18 protein-coding genes are annotated in these 23,710 nt (G+C 47.1%); 14 read left to right on the top strand and 4 right to left on the bottom strand.

The genetic code is table 11. The annotated features are described in order from the left end of the window. Window positions 1–62: 62 nt before the first annotated feature. Together ilvD and ilvA are read left to right on the top strand one after the other, a co-directional pair. Window positions 63–1,913 carry a dihydroxy-acid dehydratase gene (ilvD, locus tag PSI15_RS07550; protein WP_273582988.1) on the top strand — a complete coding sequence of 617 codons (1,851 nt, stop codon included), beginning with the start codon at window positions 63–65 and terminating at the stop codon, window positions 1,911–1,913. Window positions 1,914–1,915: 2 nt separating this feature from the next. Further along, complete coding sequence (ilvA, locus tag PSI15_RS07545; protein ID WP_273582987.1) at window positions 1,916–3,466, top strand: threonine ammonia-lyase, biosynthetic; 1,551 nt, start codon at window positions 1,916–1,918, stop codon at window positions 3,464–3,466. A 100-nt stretch (window positions 3,467–3,566) separates the two neighbouring features. On the opposite strand, the gene ilvY is transcribed toward ilvA, so the two are convergent. Then, the gene (gene ilvY / locus PSI15_RS07540; protein WP_273582986.1) at window positions 3,567–4,448 is read right to left on the bottom strand and encodes an HTH-type transcriptional activator IlvY; all 882 of its coding nucleotides are present in this window, start codon (window positions 4,446–4,448) and stop codon (window positions 3,567–3,569) included. Between the two features lie 167 nt (window positions 4,449–4,615). Between ilvY and ilvC the strand changes: the two genes are divergently transcribed. Beyond that, window positions 4,616–6,094: a ketol-acid reductoisomerase gene (gene ilvC, locus PSI15_RS07535; protein ID WP_273582985.1), complete on the top strand. Its 1,479-nt coding sequence runs from the start codon at window positions 4,616–4,618 to the stop codon at window positions 6,092–6,094. 54 nt (window positions 6,095–6,148) lie between these two features. Here ilvC and PSI15_RS07530 read toward each other — a convergent pair whose 3' ends face one another. Then, a complete protein-coding gene (locus PSI15_RS07530) occupies window positions 6,149–7,264 on the bottom strand; it encodes a class II histone deacetylase (protein WP_273582984.1) in 1,116 nt (371 codons plus the stop codon). A 177-nt stretch (window positions 7,265–7,441) separates the two neighbouring features. Between PSI15_RS07530 and rep the strand changes: the two genes are divergently transcribed. After that, on the top strand, window positions 7,442–9,475 hold the full coding sequence (rep, locus tag PSI15_RS07525) for a DNA helicase Rep (protein ID WP_273582983.1): 2,034 nt from the start codon (window positions 7,442–7,444) through the stop codon (window positions 9,473–9,475). A 63-nt stretch (window positions 9,476–9,538) separates the two neighbouring features. Here rep and gppA read toward each other — a convergent pair whose 3' ends face one another. Together gppA and rhlB are read right to left on the bottom strand one after the other, a co-directional pair. After that, entirely contained in the window at window positions 9,539–11,047 is a 1,509-nt protein-coding gene (gene gppA / locus PSI15_RS07520) for a guanosine-5'-triphosphate,3'-diphosphate diphosphatase (RefSeq protein WP_273582982.1), read from the bottom strand. Window positions 11,048–11,120: 73 nt separating this feature from the next. Beyond that, window positions 11,121–12,404 (bottom strand): ATP-dependent RNA helicase RhlB, encoded by a 1,284-nt coding sequence (gene rhlB / locus PSI15_RS07515; RefSeq protein ID WP_045968126.1) that lies wholly within the window; start codon window positions 12,402–12,404, stop codon window positions 11,121–11,123. A 120-nt stretch (window positions 12,405–12,524) separates the two neighbouring features. On the opposite strand from rhlB, the gene trxA reads away from it, so the two are divergent. From trxA to rffA, 10 genes are all read left to right on the top strand, one after another. After that, window positions 12,525–12,881 (top strand): thioredoxin TrxA, encoded by a 357-nt coding sequence (gene trxA, locus PSI15_RS07510; RefSeq protein WP_045968128.1) that lies wholly within the window; start codon window positions 12,525–12,527, stop codon window positions 12,879–12,881. A 737-nt stretch (window positions 12,882–13,618) separates the two neighbouring features. After that, entirely contained in the window at window positions 13,619–14,878 is a 1,260-nt protein-coding gene (gene rho / locus PSI15_RS07505; RefSeq protein WP_045968130.1) for a transcription termination factor Rho, read from the top strand. 390 nt (window positions 14,879–15,268) lie between these two features. Continuing rightward, a complete protein-coding gene (wecA, locus tag PSI15_RS07500; RefSeq protein ID WP_273582981.1) occupies window positions 15,269–16,357 on the top strand; it encodes a UDP-N-acetylglucosamine--undecaprenyl-phosphate N-acetylglucosaminephosphotransferase in 1,089 nt (362 codons plus the stop codon). 30 nt (window positions 16,358–16,387) lie between these two features. Then, window positions 16,388–17,458 (top strand): ECA polysaccharide chain length modulation protein, encoded by a 1,071-nt coding sequence (gene wzzE, locus PSI15_RS07495; protein ID WP_273582980.1) that lies wholly within the window; start codon window positions 16,388–16,390, stop codon window positions 17,456–17,458. Window positions 17,459–17,536: 78 nt separating this feature from the next. Continuing rightward, the gene (gene wecB, locus PSI15_RS07490) at window positions 17,537–18,667 is read left to right on the top strand and encodes a non-hydrolyzing UDP-N-acetylglucosamine 2-epimerase (protein WP_273582979.1); all 1,131 of its coding nucleotides are present in this window, start codon (window positions 17,537–17,539) and stop codon (window positions 18,665–18,667) included. Beyond that, on the top strand, window positions 18,664–19,926 hold the full coding sequence (wecC, locus tag PSI15_RS07485) for a UDP-N-acetyl-D-mannosamine dehydrogenase (protein ID WP_273582978.1): 1,263 nt from the start codon (window positions 18,664–18,666) through the stop codon (window positions 19,924–19,926). The genes wecB and wecC overlap by 4 nt, the downstream gene beginning before the upstream one ends. After that, entirely contained in the window at window positions 19,923–20,993 is a 1,071-nt protein-coding gene (rffG, locus tag PSI15_RS07480) for a dTDP-glucose 4,6-dehydratase (RefSeq protein WP_273582977.1), read from the top strand. The genes wecC and rffG overlap by 4 nt, the downstream gene beginning before the upstream one ends. Before the next feature lie 18 nt (window positions 20,994–21,011). Beyond that, entirely contained in the window at window positions 21,012–21,893 is an 882-nt protein-coding gene (rfbA, locus tag PSI15_RS07475; RefSeq protein ID WP_273582976.1) for a glucose-1-phosphate thymidylyltransferase RfbA, read from the top strand. Continuing rightward, window positions 21,871–22,593 carry a dTDP-4-amino-4,6-dideoxy-D-galactose acyltransferase gene (gene rffC / locus PSI15_RS07470; RefSeq protein ID WP_273582975.1) on the top strand — a complete coding sequence of 241 codons (723 nt, stop codon included), beginning with the start codon at window positions 21,871–21,873 and terminating at the stop codon, window positions 22,591–22,593. The genes rfbA and rffC overlap by 23 nt, the downstream gene beginning before the upstream one ends. Beyond that, window positions 22,580–23,710 carry a dTDP-4-amino-4,6-dideoxygalactose transaminase gene (gene rffA / locus PSI15_RS07465; RefSeq protein WP_273582974.1) on the top strand — a complete coding sequence of 377 codons (1,131 nt, stop codon included), beginning with the start codon at window positions 22,580–22,582 and terminating at the stop codon, window positions 23,708–23,710. Before rffC ends, rffA begins: the two co-directional genes overlap by 14 nt.

Genomic DNA, 23,710 nt, shown 5'->3' with positions numbered 1-23,710 from the left:
TCGCCTGTTTTGATTACTGAAATTAGAAGTTAATTGATAAAACTGACATGGGAGTGAAGACAATGCCTAAATACCGTTCTGCCACAACGACTCATGGCCGTAATATGGCAGGAGCCCGTGCCTTATGGCGCGCTACGGGGATGACTGATGCAGATTTTGGTAAGCCTATCATTGCGGTGGTTAACTCATTCACGCAGTTCGTGCCGGGGCATGTACATCTGCGTGATCTCGGCAAACTGGTGGCAGAGCAGATTGAGGCATCAGGCGGTGTGGCGAAAGAGTTTAATACCATCGCGGTTGATGACGGTATCGCGATGGGGCATGGTGGAATGCTCTATTCATTACCTTCGCGTGAGTTGATTGCTGACTCGGTGGAATACATGGTCAATGCCCACTGTGCCGATGCGATGGTGTGCATTTCCAACTGTGACAAAATCACCCCCGGTATGTTAATGGCTTCTCTGCGCTTAAATATTCCGGTTATTTTTGTTTCCGGCGGCCCAATGGAAGCAGGTAAGACGCGATTATCCGAACAACTGATCAAGCTGGATTTGGTTGATGCCATGATTCAGGGTGCCAACCCAAATGTCAGTGATGAACAAAGCGATCAAATCGAACGTTCGGCGTGCCCGACGTGTGGTTCTTGCTCTGGTATGTTTACAGCGAATTCGATGAATTGCCTGACCGAAGCGCTTGGGCTTTCACAACCGGGTAATGGTTCACTGCTTGCGACACACGCAGATCGTAAGGCTTTGTTTATCAATGCGGGTAAACGGATTGTCGCATTAACTAAACGCTATTATGAGCAAAATGACGACAGTGTTCTCCCGCGCAATATTGCGACCAAAGCGGCGTTTGAAAATGCCATGACATTGGATATTGCGATGGGCGGTTCGACTAATACCGTTCTACATTTGTTGGCCGCCGCGCAGGAAGCGGAAGTTGACTTCACGATGACGGATATTGACCGTCTGTCCCGTCAGGTGCCTCATTTATGTAAAGTTGCCCCAAGCACGCAGAAATACCATATGGAAGACGTACATCGTGCCGGCGGTGTGATGGGGATCTTGGGGGAGCTTGATCGCGCAGGGCTTTTGCATCGCGAAGTGAAAAATATTTTGGGCTTGGATTTGCCACAAACATTGGCTCAGTACGACATCATGCTGACAGAAGAGGAAAGCATCAAGAGCATGTATTCAGCGGGGCCGGCAGGCATTCGTACCACGCGCGCCTTCTCACAAGATTGTCGTTGGCCGTCGCTGGATACGGATCGTGAAGCCGGGTGTATCCGTGAACGCGCCCATGCTTACAGTCAGGATGGGGGGCTGGCTGTTTTATTTGGCAATATTGCTACTGATGGTTGCATTGTGAAAACAGCTGGCGTTGATGAAGAAATCCTGTCTTTCCGTGGCCCAGCTAAAGTTTACGAAAGTCAGGAAGATGCAGTAGACGCTATTCTCGGTGGAAAAGTGGTGGCTGGTGACGTGGTTGTTATTCGCTATGAGGGGCCGAAAGGTGGCCCAGGCATGCAAGAAATGCTTTATCCCACGACTTATTTAAAATCCATGGGGCTGGGAAAAAGTTGTGCGTTGATTACGGACGGGCGTTTTTCAGGAGGAACATCAGGATTATCTATCGGTCACGTCTCTCCGGAAGCGGCAAATGGGGGCGTGATTGGTCTGATTTATGACGGCGATATCATCAATATTGATATTCCAAACCGCAAAATTCAGTTGGATGTGCCGAAAACAGAACTTGCAGAACGTACACAAGCTGAATTATCACGTGGAGATAAAGCGTGGACACCTCAGTCCCGTGAGCGTCAGGTGTCCTTGGCATTACGTGCCTATGCATCATTGGCAACGAGCGCAGACAAAGGTGCTGTGCGTGATAAAACCAAACTGGGGAGCTGATTGTGGCGGTTTATCCTCTTAATAATACTGAACCCAAGGGCGCAGAATACCTTAAGGCGGCATTGAGCGCACCCGTTTATGATGTTGCGCAAATCACGCCCTTGCAGGAAATGAAAAAAATCTCTGCGCGTTTAGGCAATACGATTTTGGTGAAACGAGAAGATCGCCAGTTGGTGCATAGTTTCAAATTGCGCGGTGCGTACGCGATGATCGCGGGTTTGACGGAAGAGCAAAAAAACAAAGGGGTGATCACCGCTTCTGCGGGCAACCATGCGCAAGGTGTTGCCTTATCGGCCAGTAAGGTTGGCGTAAAAGCTACCATTGTCATGCCGATAGCGACAGCGGATATTAAAGTCGATGCCGTTCGCAGTTTTGGCGGAGAGGTTCTGTTGCATGGGGCGAATTTTGATGAAGCGAAAGAAAAAGCCATTGAGATAGCAAAAGAGTACGGTTACACCTTCGTCCCACCTTTTGACCATCCTGTCGTGATTGCCGGTCAGGCCACACTGGCGATGGAGTTGCTACAGCAGGATGCTCATCTTGATCGCATCTTCGTTCCGGTGGGCGGTGGCGGATTGATTGCCGGCGTGGCGGTTCTCATCAAACAGCTTGTACCTGAAATGAAAGTGATTGGTGTGGAAGCTGAAGATTCTGCCTGTTTGAAAGCGGCGCTGGAAGCGGGGCATCCGGTGGATTTGCCACGTGTTGGATTATTTGCGGAAGGCGTAGCCGTTAAACGCATTGGCAATGAAACATTTCGTTTATGCCAGCAATATGTCGATGATGTCATTACCGTAGACAGTGATGCTATCTGTGCTGCCATGAAAGATATCTTTGAAGATGTCAGGGCAGTTGCAGAACCTTCCGGTGCGCTGGCACTGGCAGGCTTGAAGAAATATGTCCAGCAACATCAGATTCAGGGAGAACGATTGGCGCATATTCTCTCTGGTGCCAATATGAATTTTCATGGGTTGCGTTACGTTTCAGAACGCTGTGAGCTTGGGGAACAACGCGAAGCCTTGCTGGCGGTGACTATTCCTGAACAAAAGGGCAGTTTCTTGCAGTTTTGCCAGAGACTGGGCACGCGTGTTGTGACGGAATTCAGCTATCGTTATTCGGATGCAACGGATTCAAACCAAGCCTGTCTTTTTGTCGGCATCAGATTGAGTCGGGGGAATGCCGAACGTCATGAAATCATTGAAGAGTTAAAAGCATCGGGATATCAAGTCACCGATTTTACCGATGATGAAATGGCAAAACTGCATGTTCGTTACATGATCGGTGGCAGGCCATCCAAGCCATTGCAGGAACGGTTGTTTAGCTTTGCCTTTCCTGAATCTCCGGGGGCTTTGCTGAAATTTTTGCAGACTCTGGGGACGCATTGGAATATCACGCTGTTTCATTACCGTAGCCACGGCACCGATTATGGGCGGGTATTAGCCGCGTTTGAGCTTTCAGGGCCAGAAATGCGTGTTGATCGCTATTTGGATGAACTGGGCTATGAATATCATGATGAAACTGATAACCCCTCATTTAAACTATTTTTGACTTAAGTAATAAGGCCATAAAATAAAGAGCAAAACAGCCTCCTTTTGGGAGGTATTTTGCGTCGCATATAAAACAACCTATATTCAGATTATAACGATTTTCAGATTACAACAGCGCCCAAAATGCCTTAATCAACGGTTCATTCAGGCGCTTACTCAACGCACAAACCCCCAATTCAAACGGTTCGACCAGCGAGATATTGTCCCGCAATGAGATACGGTTGCGTACCGGTTCGGGGCTGTTTTCGACCACAACCGCAGGGATTAGCGCAATGCCACAGCCTAATGCCACCATGGACACAATCGCTTCATGACCTGAAACCGTCGCGTAAATGACGGGATGCAGGATTTTATGCCGCCGGAACCAAAGCTCAATGCGCTTACGGGAAGGGCCGTGTTCGGGCAGGATAAAAGGGATGCGACTCCAATCAGGCTGCGCCTGTGTGGCGAGATTTCTCACGGTGCAAGGCAGGGAAGGGGCAATCAGCACCAGCGGTATTTCCCCTATTTGGGTGAAGCTGACATTCTCCGGCAGTTTCTCCGGCTTGCCTGCAATCCCCAAATCCGCAGCATCGGATTGAACCCGGTCAACCGCATCAGCCGCATCGCCTGTGGTCAGCTTGATTTCCACCAAGGGATGTTCTGCCCGAAATTTATCCAATACTTGGGGCAGATGGCTATATGCTGCCGTGACGGAACAAAATAGACGCAATTCTCCCGTCAGTGATGGACTTTGATGGTTTAATGAATGCTGTAGTTGTTTATATTGCAGAAGAGTTTGTTGAGCAAATTGTTTGAGTTGTTCACCGGCTGGGGTCAATTTTACCGTTCGGTTATCCCGCAGAAAAAGCGGATGCCCCAATAATTCCTCAAGGCGCTGGATCTGGCGTGACAGTGTGGATGGACTGACGTACATGGCCTTGGCTGAACGCCCAAAGTGACAACTTTCCGCAAGGTGTAGAAACAGTTTTAAATCACGTAGATCCATGGTCTTGGAGTCCTTTATCCAGAGGATTTTTGCCGTAAGAAAGCATGTTGCATAAACTGCAATGCAGTCTTGTTAATATATCAATTTCAGCAATGGCTTTCATGTCATATATTGTCTTCATATCTCTATGCAAACGACCTCATATCTCTAATTATATCGGAGTCACCATGGCTAATTATTTTGATACGTTGAACCTGCGCCAACAATTGGCGCAGTTAGGCAAATGTCGGTTTATGGCGCGGGAAGAATTTGCTGACGAAGCCGGGTACTTAAAAGGCAAGAAAGTGGTGATCATCGGTTGTGGTGCTCAAGGACTAAATCAAGGTCTCAATATGCGTGATTCTGGTTTAGATATTGCCTATGCGCTGCGTCAAGAAGCTATTGCTGAAAAACGACCATCATGGCGTAAGGCAACCGAAAATGGTTTCAAGGTTGGCACTTATGAAGCGTTAATCCCACAGGCCGATTTGGTTATCAACCTGACACCAGACAAACAGCATTCAGCCGTGGTTCAGGCGGTTCAACCTTTAATGAAAGAAGGCGCAGCGTTAGGTTATTCCCATGGATTCAATATCGTCGAAGTGGGTGAGCAGATACGCAAAGATATCACCGTTGTGATGGTTGCGCCTAAATGCCCGGGTACGGAAGTGCGTGAAGAGTATAAGCGTGGATTTGGTGTGCCTACCCTGATTGCTGTACATCCGGAAAATGATGCAAAAGGTGAAGGAACCGCGATCGCAAAAGCATGGGCCGCCGCGACAGGGGGACACCGGGCAGGGGTACTGGAATCGTCTTTTGTCGCAGAAGTGAAATCTGACCTGATGGGAGAGCAGACCATTTTGTGTGGCATGTTACAGGCGGGTTCTCTGTTGTGCTATGACCAACTGGTTGCCGAGGGTATCGACCCTGGTTATGCCGGAAAATTAATCCAATTTGGCTGGGAGACGATCACTGAAGCGCTGAAACAGGGCGGTATTACACTGATGATGGATCGTCTTTCCAATCCGGCGAAATTGCGGGCTTATGCCCTGTCTGAACAACTGAAAACCATTTTGTCCCCGTTGTTCCAGAAACATATGGATGACATCATTTCAGGTGAATTTTCTGCCACAATGATGGCAGATTGGGCGAATGATGATAAGAACTTGCTGGCCTGGCGGGAAGAAACCGGTAAAACCTCCTTCGAGAATTACCCAGACTATACAGGGCATATCGGTGAGCAAGAATATTTTGACCATGGCGTTCTGATGATTGCCATGGTCAAAGCTGGGGTAGAACTGGCATTTGAAACGATGGTAGATACTGGCATTATCGAAGAGTCTGCTTATTATGAATCGTTGCATGAACTGCCGTTAATTGCGAATACCATTGCCCGCAAGCGCCTGTATGAGATGAACGTGGTAATTTCTGATACCGCGGAATATGGTAACTACCTATTCTCATACGTTGCGGTTCCGTTGTTGAAAGAGAAATTCATGGCAACCCTGCAAGCTGGGGATTTAGGTAAAGCCGTTGACGATCGTAGCTTCGATAATGCGCAGTTGCGTGATGTGAATGAAGCAATCCGTAACCATCCCATTGAAGTTATCGGCCGTACCTTGCGTGGTTATATGACAGACATGAAACGCATTGCCGTCGGGGGTTAACATCATATTTAACCTGCCCGACGTTATTTTATCGGGCAGGGATATTTTGCATCTTTAAAGATTGAATTTCCGTTTCAGTTCATCAATGGCTTGTCGCTGAAATGCGTCAAATCGTTCCTTCGGTTGCTGCGATTGGAGCATGTTCAGCGCAGGATCGTTGACCTTAGTACGTACGCCACTTAATTCCTCCATGACCGCCAAGCCGCAGAAAGGCACATAGGCTTCGGAATAGCCTCCTTCGTGAACGATGACTAATTTGCCATGACATAGCTCATCGGCTGCTTGCTGTACCTTGCGGGTCATTTCACGAAAGCTGTCACTATGCAACTGCATCCGTGCCAGAGGATCAAACGCATTGGCATCATAGCCGCAAGCAACGATGATCAGCTCAGGTTGGTAACGTTGCAATGCAGGGATCACAATGCCATCCATCGCATAAAGATAGCTATTGTGTCCGGCGCCTGCCATTAACGGGATATTGATATTGAAACCTTCTCCTTTGCCAGCGCCGATATCTTCCTCGCCACTGTAACTTTCGGGATAACAACCATCCTGATGCAGTGAAATAGTCAGAACATCGTCACGCTCCCAGAAGATATGTTGTGTCCCATTACCGTGGTGAACATCCCAGTCAATGACAGCGATTCGACCAACCCCAAGCTGCTCTTTGGCGTGTTCAATCGCAAGGGCAATATTGGCAAGGAAGCAAAAGCCCATCGCTTGATCTGGCAGGCAGTGATGTCCGGGCGGACGGGAAAGGCTATAGGCGTTATCCAATTCGCCTTGTAACACAGCTTTCACCGCAGCATAGGCCAGTCCGGCGGACAGTCTGGCGATGTCATAGCTGCCTTGTCCTATTGGTGCTTCAGCTCCCAGCATTCCCCCGCCATGATCACTTAGGGATTTAAAACGCTGTAAATAATCTTCGGTGTGAACCAGTTTCAGCGTGGTGTCATCGAGCGGATTAGCACCACGCAGTTGCAATGAATGGCTTAATCCTGAAACATCGATTAAGTTTTTCATTCTGCGTTTGGTTTCTGGTGACTCGGCATGTCCTGCACTTGTGGGAGGTTGTACCCATCCCCCAACCGGAAATGTCAAAACATGTTGTAATCCAGAATGGTGCCAGAAGCAGAGTTCATCAAAGAAAAAGCCTGTCTTACGTAGCATGTTACATCCTCTTGATCCCGTTTATCTTTCAGGATTGTTATAGCATTGATGCGACTAAAGAGGTGTTATGTATTTTGTTCACGGTAGAATCAATATTGATGTATTTGGCTAAAATCCTTTTAATGCTTACAATTCCGCTCCCCCGACTTTTCATCCTGATAGAGTTTTTGAAACAGTATGCGATTAAATCCAAGCCAACAACACGCGGTTGAATTTGTCACAGGGCCTTGCCTGGTTTTGGCAGGTGCCGGTTCCGGTAAAACCCGAGTGATCACCAATAAAATTGCCCACCTGATCCGTACCTGTGGTTATCAGGCTCGCCATATTGCGGCGGTCACTTTTACCAATAAGGCGGCACGTGAGATGAAAGAACGTGTTGCCCAAACTTTGGGTCGCAAGGAAACTCGAGGGTTGATGATCTCGACTTTCCATACTTTGGGGTTGGAGATCATTAAACGTGAATACAAAGCGCTGGGAATGAAAAGCAACTTCTCATTGTTTGACGATCACGATCAGATGGCGTTGTTGAAAGATCTCACCACAGATTTGTTACAAGAAGATAAGGATCTACTACAAAAACTGATTGCGAGCATTTCTAACTGGAAGAATGACTTAATGTCACCTGAGCAGGTGATGAAGATGGCGGGTTCAGCACAGGAACACCAATTTGCCGAGTGTTACCGTCGTTATGACCTGCAACTGAACAGTTGTCATGTGCTCGATTTCGATGATTTGATCACCAAACCAACATTGCTGTTAATGCGTGATGAAGAAGTCAGGGAACGTTGGCAGAATAAAATTCGCTATTTGCTGGTGGATGAATATCAGGATACCAATACCAGTCAATATCAACTGGTGAAATTACTGGTGGGGAATCGAGCCCGTTTTACAGTGGTGGGAGATGATGATCAATCTATTTATTCATGGCGCGGCGCTCGTCCACAGAACCTGAATTTATTGAAAGAAGATTTTCCGTCGCTAAATGTGATTAAGCTGGAACAAAATTACCGTTCATCAGGACGGATCTTGAAAGCGGCGAATATTCTGATCGCCAATAATCCCCATGTTTTTGAGAAAAAACTCTTTTCAGAATTGGGGTATGGTGAGCCGCTCAGGGTGATCGAAGCGAGTAATGAAGAGCATGAAGCTGAACGTGTGGCGGGAGAATTGATCGCCCATCACTTTATTAATAAAACGGAATATAAAGATTACGCTATCTTATATCGTGGTAATCACCAATCTCGTATCTTCGAAAAGATGCTGATGCAAAACCGTATTCCTTACCGAATTTCGGGAGGAACCTCGTTCTTTTCCCGGCCTGAAATCAAAGATTTGCTCTCCTACTTGCGTGTTCTGACTAACCCTGAGGATGACAGTGCGTTTTTACGTATTGTAAATACACCACGGCGAGAAATCGGTGCCGTGACGATCCAAAAGTTGGGTGAATGGGCGAATCAGCGCAATAAGAGTTTATATCAAGCCAGCTTCGATCTTGGGTTGGAACAGTATTTAACCGGGCGAGGTTTGGCTGCATTGCAGCGCTTTACCCACTGGATGGATGAAATATCCCGTCAGGCGGAGCGGGAGCCATTACTGGCGGTGAGAGATTTACTGCGTGGCATGGATTACGAAAGCTGGTTATATGAAACTTCCCCTAGTCCGAAAGCGGCTGAAATGAGAATGAAAAACGTCAATCAACTTTTCACTTGGATGAGTGAAATGCTTGAGGGAGATGATTTGAATGAACCCATGACCCTTTCCCAAGTCGTGGCGCGTTTTACCTTGCGGGATATGCTGGAGAGAGGCGAGGAAGATGAAGCGTTGGATCAGGTTCAGTTAATGACGTTACATGCGTCCAAGGGGTTGGAATTTCCCTATGTCTTTTTGGTGGGTATGGAAGAAGGTTTGTTGCCACACCAGAGCAGCATTGATGAAGACAACATTGAGGAAGAGCGCCGTTTGGCCTATGTGGGCATTACACGCGCGCAGAGAGAACTTTTTTTCACACTCAGTAAAGAGCGTCGCCAGTTTGGTGAACTTATCCGTCCGGAACCGAGCCGATTTTTGCTTGAATTGCCACAGGATGATTTGAATTGGCCGCAGGGTAAGCGAGTGATTAGTGCGGAAGAAAGGATGAAACAGGGGCAATCGCGGCTTGCCGACATTAAATCCCGTTTAGGGTTCGGGCAGAAAAACGGGAATAATCAATAGGCAACTAATAGCATGATGAAAACCCTGCATTTATCCACAAATGCAGGGGACAAAGTAAAAGTTTCAGCCTAAACGAGCGTTATTTTGTTCCTCAAGGAACAACCACCACTGGACATAACTTTGCCACTTCATTTCTTGCTGTAATGCTTCAGTTCTGAGTGGATGCTTTACCTGCCATTGATGGGGCAGGATGACAGTGAGGGCTTCATTTTCCGCCTGTAACCGTAAAGCGGGTAACGTGTCATCCCGCCGGCGACTGGCAAAAATAATGGCCAGTCGCAATAAGCGACATAACCGTTGTGCCTGTCGCGGTGGCACGGCATTTTGTTGACTGAGCGAGGCCAAATCCACTGGACCGCTTTGATTTTTCAATAGCGTAGCCAAAAGCCGTTTTTGGGCAGGGGTATAACCAGGCAGATCCAAGTGGTTGATCAGATAAGCAGAATGGGCAGGCCCCTGGCGAAAATCAACAAACAGACCGATTTCATGGAGCAAACAGGCACTGCCCAATAACTCACGACAACGTTCACCCAATTTCCATGACTGGGCAACTTGTTGGCAAAAATTTTCAGCCAACTGTTTGACACGTTGTGCCTGCTCGATATCCAGTTGGAAACGATGCTGGACATTGCGCAGGGTTCTTGCCCGAATGTCCTGTTCAATTGGCAAATCCAACATGCCGTAAACCAGACCTTCGCGCAGTGCGCCGCCTGCCAGTATCATACTTTCGATATGCAGTGCTTGAAAAATAGCGATTAAGATGGCTAATCCACTGGGAAAAACCAGTGCTCGTTCCAGCGTTAACCCATCAATTTCCAACTCTTCCAGTTTGTCGCATTCAATCGCCTGATGTTTGAGTTGCTGGAGTTTGGGCAGGGTGATCAGTTCATCCATACCTTGAGCAATCATGATTTCCTGCAAGGCTTGTACCGTACCGGAAGCGCCCACACAAATTTCCCAGCCTTGCTCAAGCAGCCCAGTGGCGACAGCGTTGAGAATATCATGGGCAGCCGTTTCTGCGTTGGCAAAGTTTTCTGCTGTCAGGCTGCGATCATTGAAATAACGTTCCAGCCAGGTAACACAGCCCATTTCAAGGCTGAAAAGCTGACTGGCCTTGGCGCCGATACCTGTGACTAATTCAGTACTGGCACCACCAATATCGACGACAAGCCGCTTTTCAGATCCGCCAGTCGTATGAGCAACACCTTGATAAATTAACTGAGCTTCTTCTTCACCACTGATCACGTTAACCGGGGTGCTCAATATTTCTGAGGCTTTCCTGACAAATTCATCCGAATTCTCAGCAAGCCTCAAGGTTGCAGTGGCAACAACGCGGATCTGTGAGGCTGGAATATCCTGCAAATATTCGGAAAAGAGGCGCAAGCACTGCCATCCCCGTTCCATTGCCTGTTGTGATAAATAATTATTTTTATCCAATCCGGCAGCCAGCCTGACTTTGCGCTTGACGCGAGTGACGACCTGAATGTTACCGGATACTTCACGGACAACCAGCATATGAAAACTGTTTGAACCTAAATCGATAGCGGCATAAAGCGAAGAAGCCCTCAGCATAGTATTTATTCCAGCCTGTGTTGTTTCAGTATCGCATTATTTCAATGTCGTATTATTTCAGCATTGTGCCATTTTAGCTTGGACGCTTACGGTTGCGTGTGGTATTGCCACGGCGCGCCATGTTGGTACGTCGAGGGTGTCCCCCTGAGCGGGTACGGTTACGGCGCTTAGGGACTGGCAGATCTTGTAGCAACGCATCACTGTTATATTTGCTGACAGGTATCTGGTGCTGGATATATTCTTCAATGGCTGGTAAGTTCAGCGCATATTCTTCACATGCCAGGCTGATGGAGTGGCCGCTTTCTCCAGCACGACCTGTCCGGCCAATCCGGTGAACATAATCTTCACAGTCATCCGGTAGATCATAGTTAAATACATGGGTTACAGATGGGATATGCAGCCCACGGGCGGCAACATCGGTGGCAACCAGAATGTCCAGATTGCCCAGGCTGAATTCTTCAAGAATATGCAGACGTTTTTTCTGTGCAACATCACCGGTCAGTAAACCAACCCGATGACCATCAGCAGCCAGATGGGCCCAGATGTCTTCACAGCGATGCTTGGTATTGGCAAAAATGATGCAGCGATCAGGCCACTCTTCTTCCAGCAGCGTCTGTAGCAGGCGCATTTTTTCTTCATTGGAAGGATAAAATAGCTCTTCCTTGATGCGATGCCCGGTTTTTTGCAGGGGTTCGACTTCCACATACTCAGGATTATTCATCTGCTCAAAAGCGAGCTCACGTACCCGATAAGAGAGCGTTGCGGAAAACAGCAAATTCATTCTTTCTGTCGCCGCAGGCAGCCGGCGGAACAACCAGCGAATGTCTTTGATAAAGCCCAGATCATACATGCGATCAGCTTCATCAAGCACAACAACTTGAATGGCACCAAGATGGATATGACCCTGTTTAGTGTAATCGATCAAACGCCCTGTGGTACCAATGACGATATCGACGCCAGCTTCCAGCACCTTAAGCTGTTTATCATAGCCATCGCCGCCGTAGGCAAGACCCATTTTCAACCCAGTGACTTCCGCCAATTCTTCTGCGTCAGAGTATATCTGAACTGCCAATTCACGAGTCGGCGCCATGATCAGCGCTCTTGGCTGATTCGTTTTACGCTCTCTGGCCGCAGGATGGGTCAATAAGTAATTAAAAGTAGACGCCAAAAATGCCAGCGTCTTGCCCGTTCCGGTTTGTGCTTGCCCCGTAACATCTCGGCCTTCGACAGTTAAAGGCAATGTTAGCGCCTGTATCGGCGTGCAGTTGTAAAACCCCTTTTTATCAAGGGCTTCTAAGACTTTGGGGTGCAATGAGAAGTCGGAAAACTTCTTTTCTGTCAAATGTGTTTTGCTCATAGTATGGTAGAATATCAGTTAACTATTGCTTTAAGAAAGTGTATCCGCTGAAATAAAGACACCCTAATGTTGGTTAATGTACACTGACACTGTAAAAGATTTTACTTTTGGAGCAACAAAATGAATGAAAAGATTGTGAACGATGAGGCTGTGCATGCAGGCATCATTCATCTGACTGACGGTGATTTCAACGAAGATAAGCTGAATGTAAGTGGTGCCGCCCTTGTCGAATTCTGGGCTGAATGGTGCGGTCCTTGCAAAATGATTGCTCCTATTTTGGATGAAATTTCTTCAGAGTATGCAGGGAAACTGACAGTTGCCAAGCTGAATGTTGACGATCACACTGAAACCGCACCAAAATTCGGTATTCGTGGTATTCCAACCCTGATTTTGTTTAAAGATGGCGAGAAGGTTGCAGTAAAAGTGGGCGCCTTGTCAAAAACTCAACTGAAAGAGTTTTTGGAACCACACCTCTAATTTAGAGTCAGGTCACAGTAATGACGGGCGTTTGGCGGATAAGGTGATTTATCCTATTGACCGCTAGACGTCCGCTACGAAGCATGGTAAGTTAGCGGGCATGTGCTAATGTGAAGCCTCGCTTGAGCGGATTCTTTATTCGATATAAAGGCTTATTGACATATCTTGATTGATATAAAGAGTTGACATTAAGCATGTTGCATACTAAACAGTTTGTAGTGTCTGATAAATCTGTTATCTCTGGGTCACCTGAAGTATCTGATGGCATATCGCATTTGGTAGAATTTCTGAGTCTATATACGAACAATCCAGTATATAGCTTGGTACACCCATAGCGTTCTAATGCTGAATATCTTTAAGCAGGGTGTTTTTATCCTAAGCATTTTTATGTTGTACCTTCTTACGTTAGGTTCCGAATCCGCTAACAGTGCTTATGTCAAAAAACAGTTACGTTAAAAAACGTTTATGCTGAAAGATGTATATGCTGAAATAGTGCCCACTATTAAACCTTATAATAGTATTTGCATCATAGAATTGTACTTACATTATAGATAGTTATAACATATGGCATCTATTTTGAAATCAATCTGAGTACTTCAAACTATTGCCTTGTAATATCATTTAATATGTTAGAAGGTCTTATTTGTTTCTGGTACAAATAAACAGGCATCGATAATGCTGCCATACCATTCACGTTCATAGTTCGAGATATACCCCGAGTTAAAGAACCCACCATTATGAATCTTACCGAATTAAAGAATACGCCGGTATCTGAGTTGATTACTCTCGGCGAAAATATGGGGCTGGAAAACCTGGCTCGTATGCGTAAGCAGGACATCATTTTCTCTATTCTCAAACAGCATGCGAAAAGCGGAGAGGATATTTTTGGAGATGGTGTGCTGGAGATATTGCAGGATGGATTTGGTTTCCTCCGCTCCGCAGACAGTTCTTACCTTGCAGGTCCCGATGATATCTACGTTTCTCCTAGCCAAATCCGCCGCTTTAACCTCCGTACCGGTGACACCATTTCAGGGAAAATCCGCCCACCCAAAGAAGGTGAACGTTATTTTGCCCTGTTGAAAGTTAATGAAGTTAACTTTGACAAACCTGAAAACGCCCGCAGTAAAATCCTGTTTGAAAACTTGACTCCACTTCATGCCAATAACCGCTTGCGTATGGAACGTGGTAACGGATCGACTGAAGATTTGACTGCCCGTGTTCTGGATCTGGCAGCGCCGATTGGTCGTGGTCAGCGTGGTCTGATTGTGGCGCCACCAAAAGCCGGTAAAACCATGCTGCTGCAAAATATCGCAGCTAACATTGCCCACAACTATCCCGATTGCGTTCTGATGGTTTTGCTGATTGATGAGCGTCCAGAAGAAGTCACCGAGATGCAGCGTCTGGTAAAAGGCGAAGTCATTGCTTCAACCTTTGATGAACCGGCTTCCCGTCATGTTCAAGTGGCTGAGATGGTTATCGAAAAAGCGAAACGTCTGGTTGAACACAAAAAAGACGTTATCATCCTGCTGGACTCCATTACCCGTCTGGCTCGTGCCTATAACACCGTGGTTCCGGCTTCCGGTAAGGTTCTGACGGGGGGGGTGGATGCGAACGCCCTGCATCGTCCGAAACGTTTCTTTGGTGCGGCACGTAACGTTGAAGAAGGCGGCAGCCTGACCATCATTGCGACTGCGCTGGTTGATACCGGTTCCAAGATGGATGAGGTTATTTACGAAGAGTTTAAAGGTACAGGTAACATGGAATTGCACCTGTCCCGTAAGATTGCTGAAAAACGTGTCTTCCCAGCCATTGATTACAACCGCTCTGGAACCCGTAAAGAAGAACTGCTCACTACACAGGATGAGCTACAGAAGATGTGGATCTTACGTAAGATCATTCACCCGATGGGTGAAACCGATGCGATGGAATTCCTTATCAACAAACTGGCTATGACAAAAACAAACGAAGAATTCTTCGACTTTATGAAACGCTCATAGTTGTTGTGAAATATAGTTTTTGTGAAATATAGTTTTTGTGAAATTGGATAGTTCCGTAATCATCCATATTAAGTAATAAATAATATTTATTCACTTCTCTAAAGCGCCACGTTTTTGTGGCGCTTTTTTTATCAGTCACTGACTCTATTTGACTGAAATGGTACATTTTTTGCATGTTTTTCGAGTGATTAGATGCGTTTTTCCTGACCAAACGTTTTATAATGATGAATCATGCTTTACAGGTTGCATGGTCCAATTGATTAATTTTATGAGTCAGGATGCCCTGTTTTGTTAACAGGGAACTTATGGATTCGGTGTCAAGTGGGACATCCATAAGTCAATGAATAAAATAATAGATGCCCCATCATTATCTTATAGAGAGTTGTTATTGTGAATATTCCCAGTATGAGTGTCGAAATTTTTTGCGTATTTATATTCTCATTGGTGTTTTTGTTTGTGGCTCGTAAGGCAGCAAAAAAAATCGGCCTGGTTGATAAACCTAATTACCGTAAACGTCATCAGGGCTTAGTGCCTTTAGTGGGAGGCATATCTGTTTTTTTTAGCGTGTGTTTCGCATTTGTGATTACAAAAGAGTTTATACCTCATAAGTGGCTGTATTTGGTTTGTGCCGGAATATTGGTTCTTATCGGTGCCTTGGATGACCGTTTTGATATCAGTGTGAAGATTCGGGCTACCATTCAGGCTCTGGTTGGTATCAGCATGATGTATTTTGCTGGCCTGAAACTTGATAGCTTGGGACACGCATTCGGGGCATGGGAAATGTCACTTGGGCCATTCAGCTATGTTGTGACCCTGTTCGCTGTTTGGGCCGCGATTAACGCGTTCAATATGATGGATGGTATTGATGGGCTACTGGGGGGGCTATCTTGCGTCTCTTTCGGTGCCTTGGGTATTTTGCTGTACACAAGTGGTAATACGGCACTGGCGTTTTGGTGTTTTGCATTTATTGCAGGGATCTTGCCTTACATCTTCCTTAACCTTGGAATATTAGGAAAACGTTTCAAAGTCTTTATGGGAGATGCGGGAAGTACGTTAATCGGCTTTACCATTATTTGGTTACTGACTGAAGCAACTCAAGGGAAACACAATTCAATTCATCCTGTGACCGCATTATGGGTCATTGCCATCCCACTGATGGATATGGTCGCTATTATGTACCGTCGATTGCGTAAGGGGATGAGTCCGTTTTCTCCGGATCGCCAGCATATTCATCATTTGATTATGCGTGCGGGTTTTACCTCTCGTCAGGCATTTATTTTGATCTCGTTGGCGGCGGCTTTATTGGCATCGATAGGAATAATTGCTGAGCGGTTGATTTTTGTTCCTGAGTGGGTGATGTTGGCATTATTTTTGCTTGCATTTATGTTGTATGGCTATTGCATCAAACGTGCGTGGAAAGTCGCCCGTTTTATCAAACGGTGTAAGCGGCGTATGCGTCGGGCAGCAAGCCATCATTAAAAACATCGACTATCAAAGGGGTTTTGTGCAGTGATAAACTCAGAAACGAAATCTATACAGGATCAGCCTGCTATAGAGCATGAACTGGATATTCGGGCACTGTGTTATGCTTTGTGGCGTGGAAAGATATGGATTATCGCACTGGCAATGATTTTCGCTGCCGTCGCTCTGGGTGCATCTTATCTGATGCAGCCAAAATGGAGCGCAACCGCTATTGTGGATTTACCGACAACCAATAATTTGGGTAGCTACTATTCGCAACAACAATTTTTGCGTAATTTGGATACCCATATCAATGCCTCACCAGAGGCACAATTACCGACCATCCCAGATGGTGCATACAAAGAATTCATGACACAGATTTCGGCATATGACACCCGTCGTGAATTCTGGCTTCATTCTGAATATTATAAACAACGCAGGGAAGGGCAGGCCAAAGCGGATGCGGTATTGTTGGATGAATTGATTAACGATATTAAAATCACGCGCAGTGATGATAAAACGTCGTCAAATGACAGTATTAAACTGACGGCAGAAACCGCCGTTGATGCTAACCAACTTCTGCGCCAGTATATTGCGTTTGCCAACCAACGGGCGAATTCTCACCTGAACAACGAAATTAAGGGTGCGTGGGCGACGCGTACTCAGTCCATGAAAGCGTTGGTGAAACGTCAGGAAATAGTGGCAAAGGCGATCTATAGTCGTGAATTGAATGTGTTGCAGCAATCGCTGAAAGTGGCTGAGAAGCAAGGTATTCACCGTAATCAGACCAATATCCCCCTCGAAGAACTCCCTGAATCCAAAATGTTTATGCTGGGCACATCATTGTTGCAAGCCCAAATGGAAACCTTGGAAGCTACAGGCCCTGATTACAGCCTCGATTATGATCAAAATATTGCGATGCTGACGACATTGAATGTTGGCCCGACTTTGCAAAATTCTTTCCTGACTTACCGTTATCTCAGAACACCGGAGGAACCCGTCAGCCGGGACAGCCCTCGCCGTGTTTTTATGATGATTCTGTGGGGAGCTGTTGGCATGTTGGTGGGTGCAGGGGTCGCTTTGGTCAGGCGCTCACGCTCTGCCTGTTCGTATCAGTAACAATATAAATAAGCGACAGGTTTTTAATCCCCCTTTCTTGGAAGTATCTGCAATGATTGACAATATAAGAGAGTCACTGTGAAAGTGTTGACTGTGTTTGGTACCCGGCCGGAAGCCATTAAAATGGCCCCGTTGGTCCATGCGTTGGCGATGGATACGGCCTTTGAAGCAAAAGTCTGTGTCACAGCCCAGCATAGAGAAATGCTGGATCAGGTATTGCACCTGTTTGGGATAACGCCGGATTTTGATCTGAATATCATGCAAAAAGGGCAGGATCTGACAGATATTACCTGCCGTATCCTGCAAGGGATGAAGCCGGTGTTGGAAGAATTTAAACCCGATGTGGTGTTGGTGCATGGTGATACCACTACAACCATGGCAACCAGTCTGGCTGCTTTCTATCAGCATATTCCGGTCGGCCATGTTGAAGCGGGGCTGAGGACGGGAGATCTCTATTCTCCGTGGCCAGAAGAAGGCAATCGTAAGATTGCTGGGCATTTGGCCATGTACCATTTTGCACCGACGGCAAATTCCCGCAATAACCTCTTAAAAGAATCCATTGCAGATCACCGTATTTTCGTTACAGGCAATACGGTTATTGATGCGCTGCTATCAGTACGTGATCGCATCATGAATGATGAAACCCTGTCTGGGCAGCTTGCTGAACTTTATCCTTTCCTTAACTCAAATAAAAAAATGATCTTGGTGACGGGTCACCGCCGTGAAAGTTTTGGTAAAGGGTTTGAGCGCATTTGTGAAGCATTGGCACAGATTGCCAGAGCACATCCTGATGTTCAGGTGGTTTATCCGGTTCATTTGAACCCGAATGTCAGTGAACCCGTGAAGCGTATTTTGCATGACATTGATAACGTGATCCTTATCCAACCACAGGATTACCTGCCTTTCGTCTATTTGATGAATCATGCCTATTTGATCTTGACCGATTCAGGGGGGATTCAGGAAGAAGCGCCTTCTTTGGGCAAACCTGTTTTGGTGATGCGCGATACTACTGAACGACCTGAAGCGGTTGATGCGGGAACCGTGCGATTGGTGGGAACAGAAACCCAAACTATCGTTGCAGAAGTGACGCGTCTATTGACAGATGTTAACGCTTACCAACAAATGAGCCATGCCCATAACCCCTATGGTAACGGCCGGGCTTGCCAGCGAATTCTCGAAGCATTAAAAAAAAATCAGGTGACATTATGAGTTTTGAAACAATTTCTGTGATCGGCCTGGGTTATATTGGTTTACCCACCGCAGCGGCATTCGCCTCCCGTCAAAAAACGGTGATTGGCGTCGATGTTAATCAACATGCGGTAGAGACGATTAACCGTGGCTCGATTCATATCGTTGAACCTGATTTAGATGAAGTGGTGAGAGTGGCGGTAGAAGGCGGTTTTCTGAAAGCCGTCACGGTGCCACAAACGGCGGATGCCTTTTTGATTGCGGTTCCGACACCCTTTAAAGGGGAGCATGAACCGGACATGGCTTATGTGCGTTCTGCGGCGGAATCTATCGCCCCTGTCTTGAAAAAAGGCGATTTGATTATTTTGGAATCCACTTCTCCCGTGGGTGCCACAGAACAGATGGCAGAATGGTTAGCTGTGGCACGTCCTGACCTTTCATTCCCGCAACAAGCGGGTGACCACTCGGATATTGATATCGCCTATTGCCCTGAGCGTGTCTTGCCGGGGCAAGTGATGGTGGAATTGATCAAAAATGACCGCGTCGTGGGCGGGATGACCGCCAAATCCTCCCGCCGGGCAAGTGAGTTGTACAAGATTTTCCTTGAAGGTGAGTGTGTGATCACCAACGCCAGAACCGCGGAAATGTGCAAGCTGACAGAAAACAGTTTCCGTGATGTGAATATCGCGTTTGCCAACGAATTGTCCCTGATCTGTGCCGAACAGGGGATCAACGTGTGGGAGCTGATTAGTCTGGCAAACCGCCATCCACGGGTCAATATCCTGCAACCCGGTCCGGGTGTTGGCGGGCACTGCATTGCCGTCGATCCGTGGTTTATCGTCTCCCAGAACCCGGAACAGTCTCGTTTAATTCATACCGCGCGTTTGGTGAATGACAGCAAGCCATTGTGGGTGGTGGATCAAGTGAAAGCCGCTGTCGCTGACTGTTTGGCTGAGAGTGGCAAACGGGCGAATGAGATTAAGATTGCCTGTTTTGGCTTGGCCTTTAAGCCGAACATCGATGATTTGCGGGAAAGCCCTGCCGTTCATATTACAAAAAGGGTTGCACAGTGGCATGCAGGGCGAACCCTCGCGATTGAACCCAATGTCCATGAACTGCCTGCTTCATTGAAAGATGGGGTAGAACTGGTGGATATCCCTCAGGCATTAGCAGAGGCTGACGTGGTATTGATGTTGGTGGATCATAGCCAGTTTAAAGCCATTAATGGTTCGGCCATAAAGCAAAAATGGGTTGTTGATACAAAAGGAGTTTGGCGTTGAAACGTATTCTTATTACAGGCGGCGCCGGTTTTATTGGCTCTGCGGTGGTGCGCTACATTATCGAGCAGACTCAAGACTGCGTCGTGGTGGTTGATAGCCTGACCTATGCCGGTAATCTTGAATCACTGGCCTCGGTTGCGAACCATCCCCGTTATGCCTTTGAGCGGGTTGATATTCGTCAGCGTGATGCCTTAGATCGTGTGTTCCAGCAATATCAGCCGGATGCGGTTATGCATCTGGCCGCAGAAAGCCATGTTGATCGTTCCATTGACGGGCCGGCGGCGTTTATCGAAACCAATATCATCGGCACTTATGCCTTGCTGGAAGCGGCACGTGCATTTTGGCACCTGTTGGATCAGGAAAAACAGGCCAAATTCCGCTTCCATCATATTTCAACCGACGAAGTGTATGGTGATTTACACGGTACAGGTAGCTTTTTTACTGAAACCACGCCTTACGCGCCGAGCAGCCCCTATTCCGCATCAAAAGCGTCCAGTGATCATCTGGTCAGGGCATGGCAGCGCACCTATGGTTTACCGACCGTGATCACCAATTGTTCGAATAACTATGGCCCTTATCATTTCCCTGAGAAATTGATCCCATTAATGATCCTGAATGCACTGGCAGGTAAGTCTCTGCCGGTCTATGGCAAGGGGGAACAAATCCGTGACTGGCTCTATGTGGAAGATCATGCACGGGCGTTGTATTTGGTTGTCACCCAAGCAGAAGCCGGTAAAACCTATAATATCGGCGGACATAATGAGCGCCGAAATATTGAGGTTGTGGAAACGATTTGTACACTGCTGGAAGAGCTGTGCCCTGAAAAACCTGCGGGGGTGGCGTATTATCGCGATCTGATTACCCAGGTGACCGATCGTCCGGGGCATGATAGGCGTTATGCCATTGATGCGGCAAAAATTGAACGCGAACTGGGTTGGGTGCCAGAAGAAACATTCGAGTCTGGCATTCGTAAGACCGTACAATGGTATCTGGATAATGAGAATTGGTGGCGCAGAGTCCAGGATGGCTCTTATGCTGGAGAGCGACTTGGGCTTGGCAATCAATAATCTTGTCAGGGGGAGTAGATGAAAGGAATTATACTGGCCGGTGGCTCCGGTACCCGTTTGTATCCAATAACGCGTGGCGTATCAAAGCAGTTATTGCCGATTTATGACAAACCGATGATTTACTATCCACTGTCAGTGTTAATGCTGTCGGGAATACGCGATATTCTGATTATCTCGACACCGGAAGATTTACCGGCTTTTAAACGATTACTCGGCAGTGGCGAACAATTGGGTATCCACCTTAGTTATGCTGAACAGCCTTCACCTGATGGTCTGGCACAGGCATTTCTGATTGGCGAGGCGTTTATCGGCAATGAGACTTGTTGTCTGGTGCTAGGGGATAATATCTTTTTTGGTCAAGCATTTAGTCCGAAACTGCAACATGTGGCAGCCAGAGAAACCGGTGCAACCGTATTCGGTTACCAAGTGATGGATCCTGAACGATTTGGCGTTGTGGAATTTGATGAGCAATATCGGGTACTGTCCATCGAAGAAAAACCGTTACTGCCTAAATCCAATTGGGCGGTAACGGGGCTTTATTTTTACGACAACAAAGTCGTGGATTTTGCCAGACAGGTAAAACCTTCGGCTCGCGGGGAGCTGGAAATCACCAGCATTAACCAGATGTATCTGGAATGCGGTGAATTGAATGCTGAATTATTGGGGCGTGGTTTTGCCTGGTTAGACACGGGAACGCATGACAGCCTGATTGAAGCCAGTACCTTTGTTCAGACCGTCGAAAAACGCCAAGGCTTCAAAATTGCCTGTCTGGAAGAGATAGCATGGCGTCAGGGTTGGCTCAGTGATGAGCAATTAAAAACCGCGGCGGCAGACCTGGCGAAAACCGGTTATGGCAACTATCTGATGGATTTGCTCAATGTCTATTCACACCAACCTTAAACCTCTGGCTTGGGACAGCCAATTTTTTGGCCTGTCTACTGCCCGCCTGGATTTTTCGTCAGCCGCGCCCGTGGTGACGGCTGTCGATTTGGACCAATATGCTTTGGTGCAAGCCAAGGTGGCCGCCCAACAAACCGCCACGCTTGATGAACTTTCTGCCTTGGGGTTTTCTCTGGTCGAAGGTGAAGTTGATTTACAACTGGCGATTGAGGCGGGAAAAATACGCATTTCTGCAACATCGTTAATGACAGCAAAACAACAAGATATCCCCGTTTTGCAGGGCGTAGCGGCGCGTGTATTTACGGCCAGTCGCTTCCGTGCTCCTTGGTATCAAGCAGATGACAGCGGGCGATTCTATGCCGCCTGGGTTGAAAAAGCCGTTTTGGGTACGTTTGATCACGAATGCTTACTTATCAATAATGAACACGATCAAATTGCAGGCTTTGTCACTTTAAGGGACATGGGTTGCAGCGAAGCACGTATCGGCTTACTGGCCGCAGTCCCTGGCCATCATCATCAAGGGATTGGCGATAAATTAATGTCGGCGGCGCAGCAGTGGTGTCAGAACCATCAGATACAACGACTGAGAGTGGCGACACAAATCAGTAATACCACCGCCTTGCGTCTTTATACACGTCGTGGTGCCATGATTGAGAGCACCGCCTATTGGTTATACAGAGGACGAAATGATTCCATTTAACAAACCACCCGTAGTCGGCACAGAACTTGAATACATGCAACAAGCGATGGCGAGCGGTAAATTGTGTGGTGATGGTGAATTTACCCAACGTTGTGAGGCCTGGATGGAACAGCGTTTCCATTGCCCGAAGGTATTACTGACTCCCTCTTGTACAGCATCACTGGAAATGGCGGCCATGCTGTTGGATATCCAGCCGGGTGATGAAGTCATCATGCCGAGCTATACCTTTGTTTCGACCTCCAATGCGTTTGTTTTGCGTGGCGCAACTATTGTGTTCGTGGATATTCGTCCTGATACAATGAATATTGATGAAAACAAAATTGAAGCCGCCATTACAGAGAAAACTCGTGCTATCGTGCCAGTGCATTATGCGGGCGTGGCCTGTGAAATGGATACCATCATGGCACTGGCGAAAAAATATCACTTATCTGTGGTGGAAGATGCCGCCCAAGGGGTCATGTCCACCTATAAAGGTCGGGCATTGGGTACGATTGGGCACATCGGTTGTTTCAGCTTTCATGAAACCAAAAATTACTCCGCCGGTGGTGAAGGTGGGGCGACATTAATCAATGATAAGTCCATGATTGCCCGTGCTGAAATCATCCGTGAAAAAGGCACTAACCGCAGTCAATTCTTCCGCGGGCAAGTCGATAAATACACATGGCGTGATATCGGCTCCAGCTATCTGTTGTCTGATCTGCAAGCGGCTTACCTGTGGGGACAGCTGGAACTAGCTGAAAAAATCAACCAACGTCGCCTGACCTTGTGGAATAACTACTATCAGGCTCTGAAACCGTTGGCAGATGCGGGACACTTAGCTTTGCCAATTGTCCCAGAAGGTCTGGAACACAACGCCCACATGTTCTATATCAAGCTCAAAGATGTGGAAGAGCGCAGCAGATTCAATCGCTACATGAAAGAGAACGGTATCCTCAGTGTGTTCCATTACGTGGCACTGCATACCAGTCCTGCGGGTGAGAAATGTGGTCGTTTCCACGGTGAAGATTGCTTTACTACCCGCGAAAGTGACCGCTTAGTTCGCTTACCGATGTTCTACAACATCACCGATGCAGAACAGCAAGTTGTTCTCGATCGTATCAAGGAATTTTTTGTCTGA

The organism is Xenorhabdus sp. PR6a, from assembly GCF_028599065.1.
Classification (GTDB): domain Bacteria; phylum Pseudomonadota; class Gammaproteobacteria; order Enterobacterales; family Enterobacteriaceae; genus Xenorhabdus; species Xenorhabdus doucetiae.
Note: the sequence above shows the minus strand (reverse complement) of the source record. Positions and strands in the feature narration are given on the sequence as shown.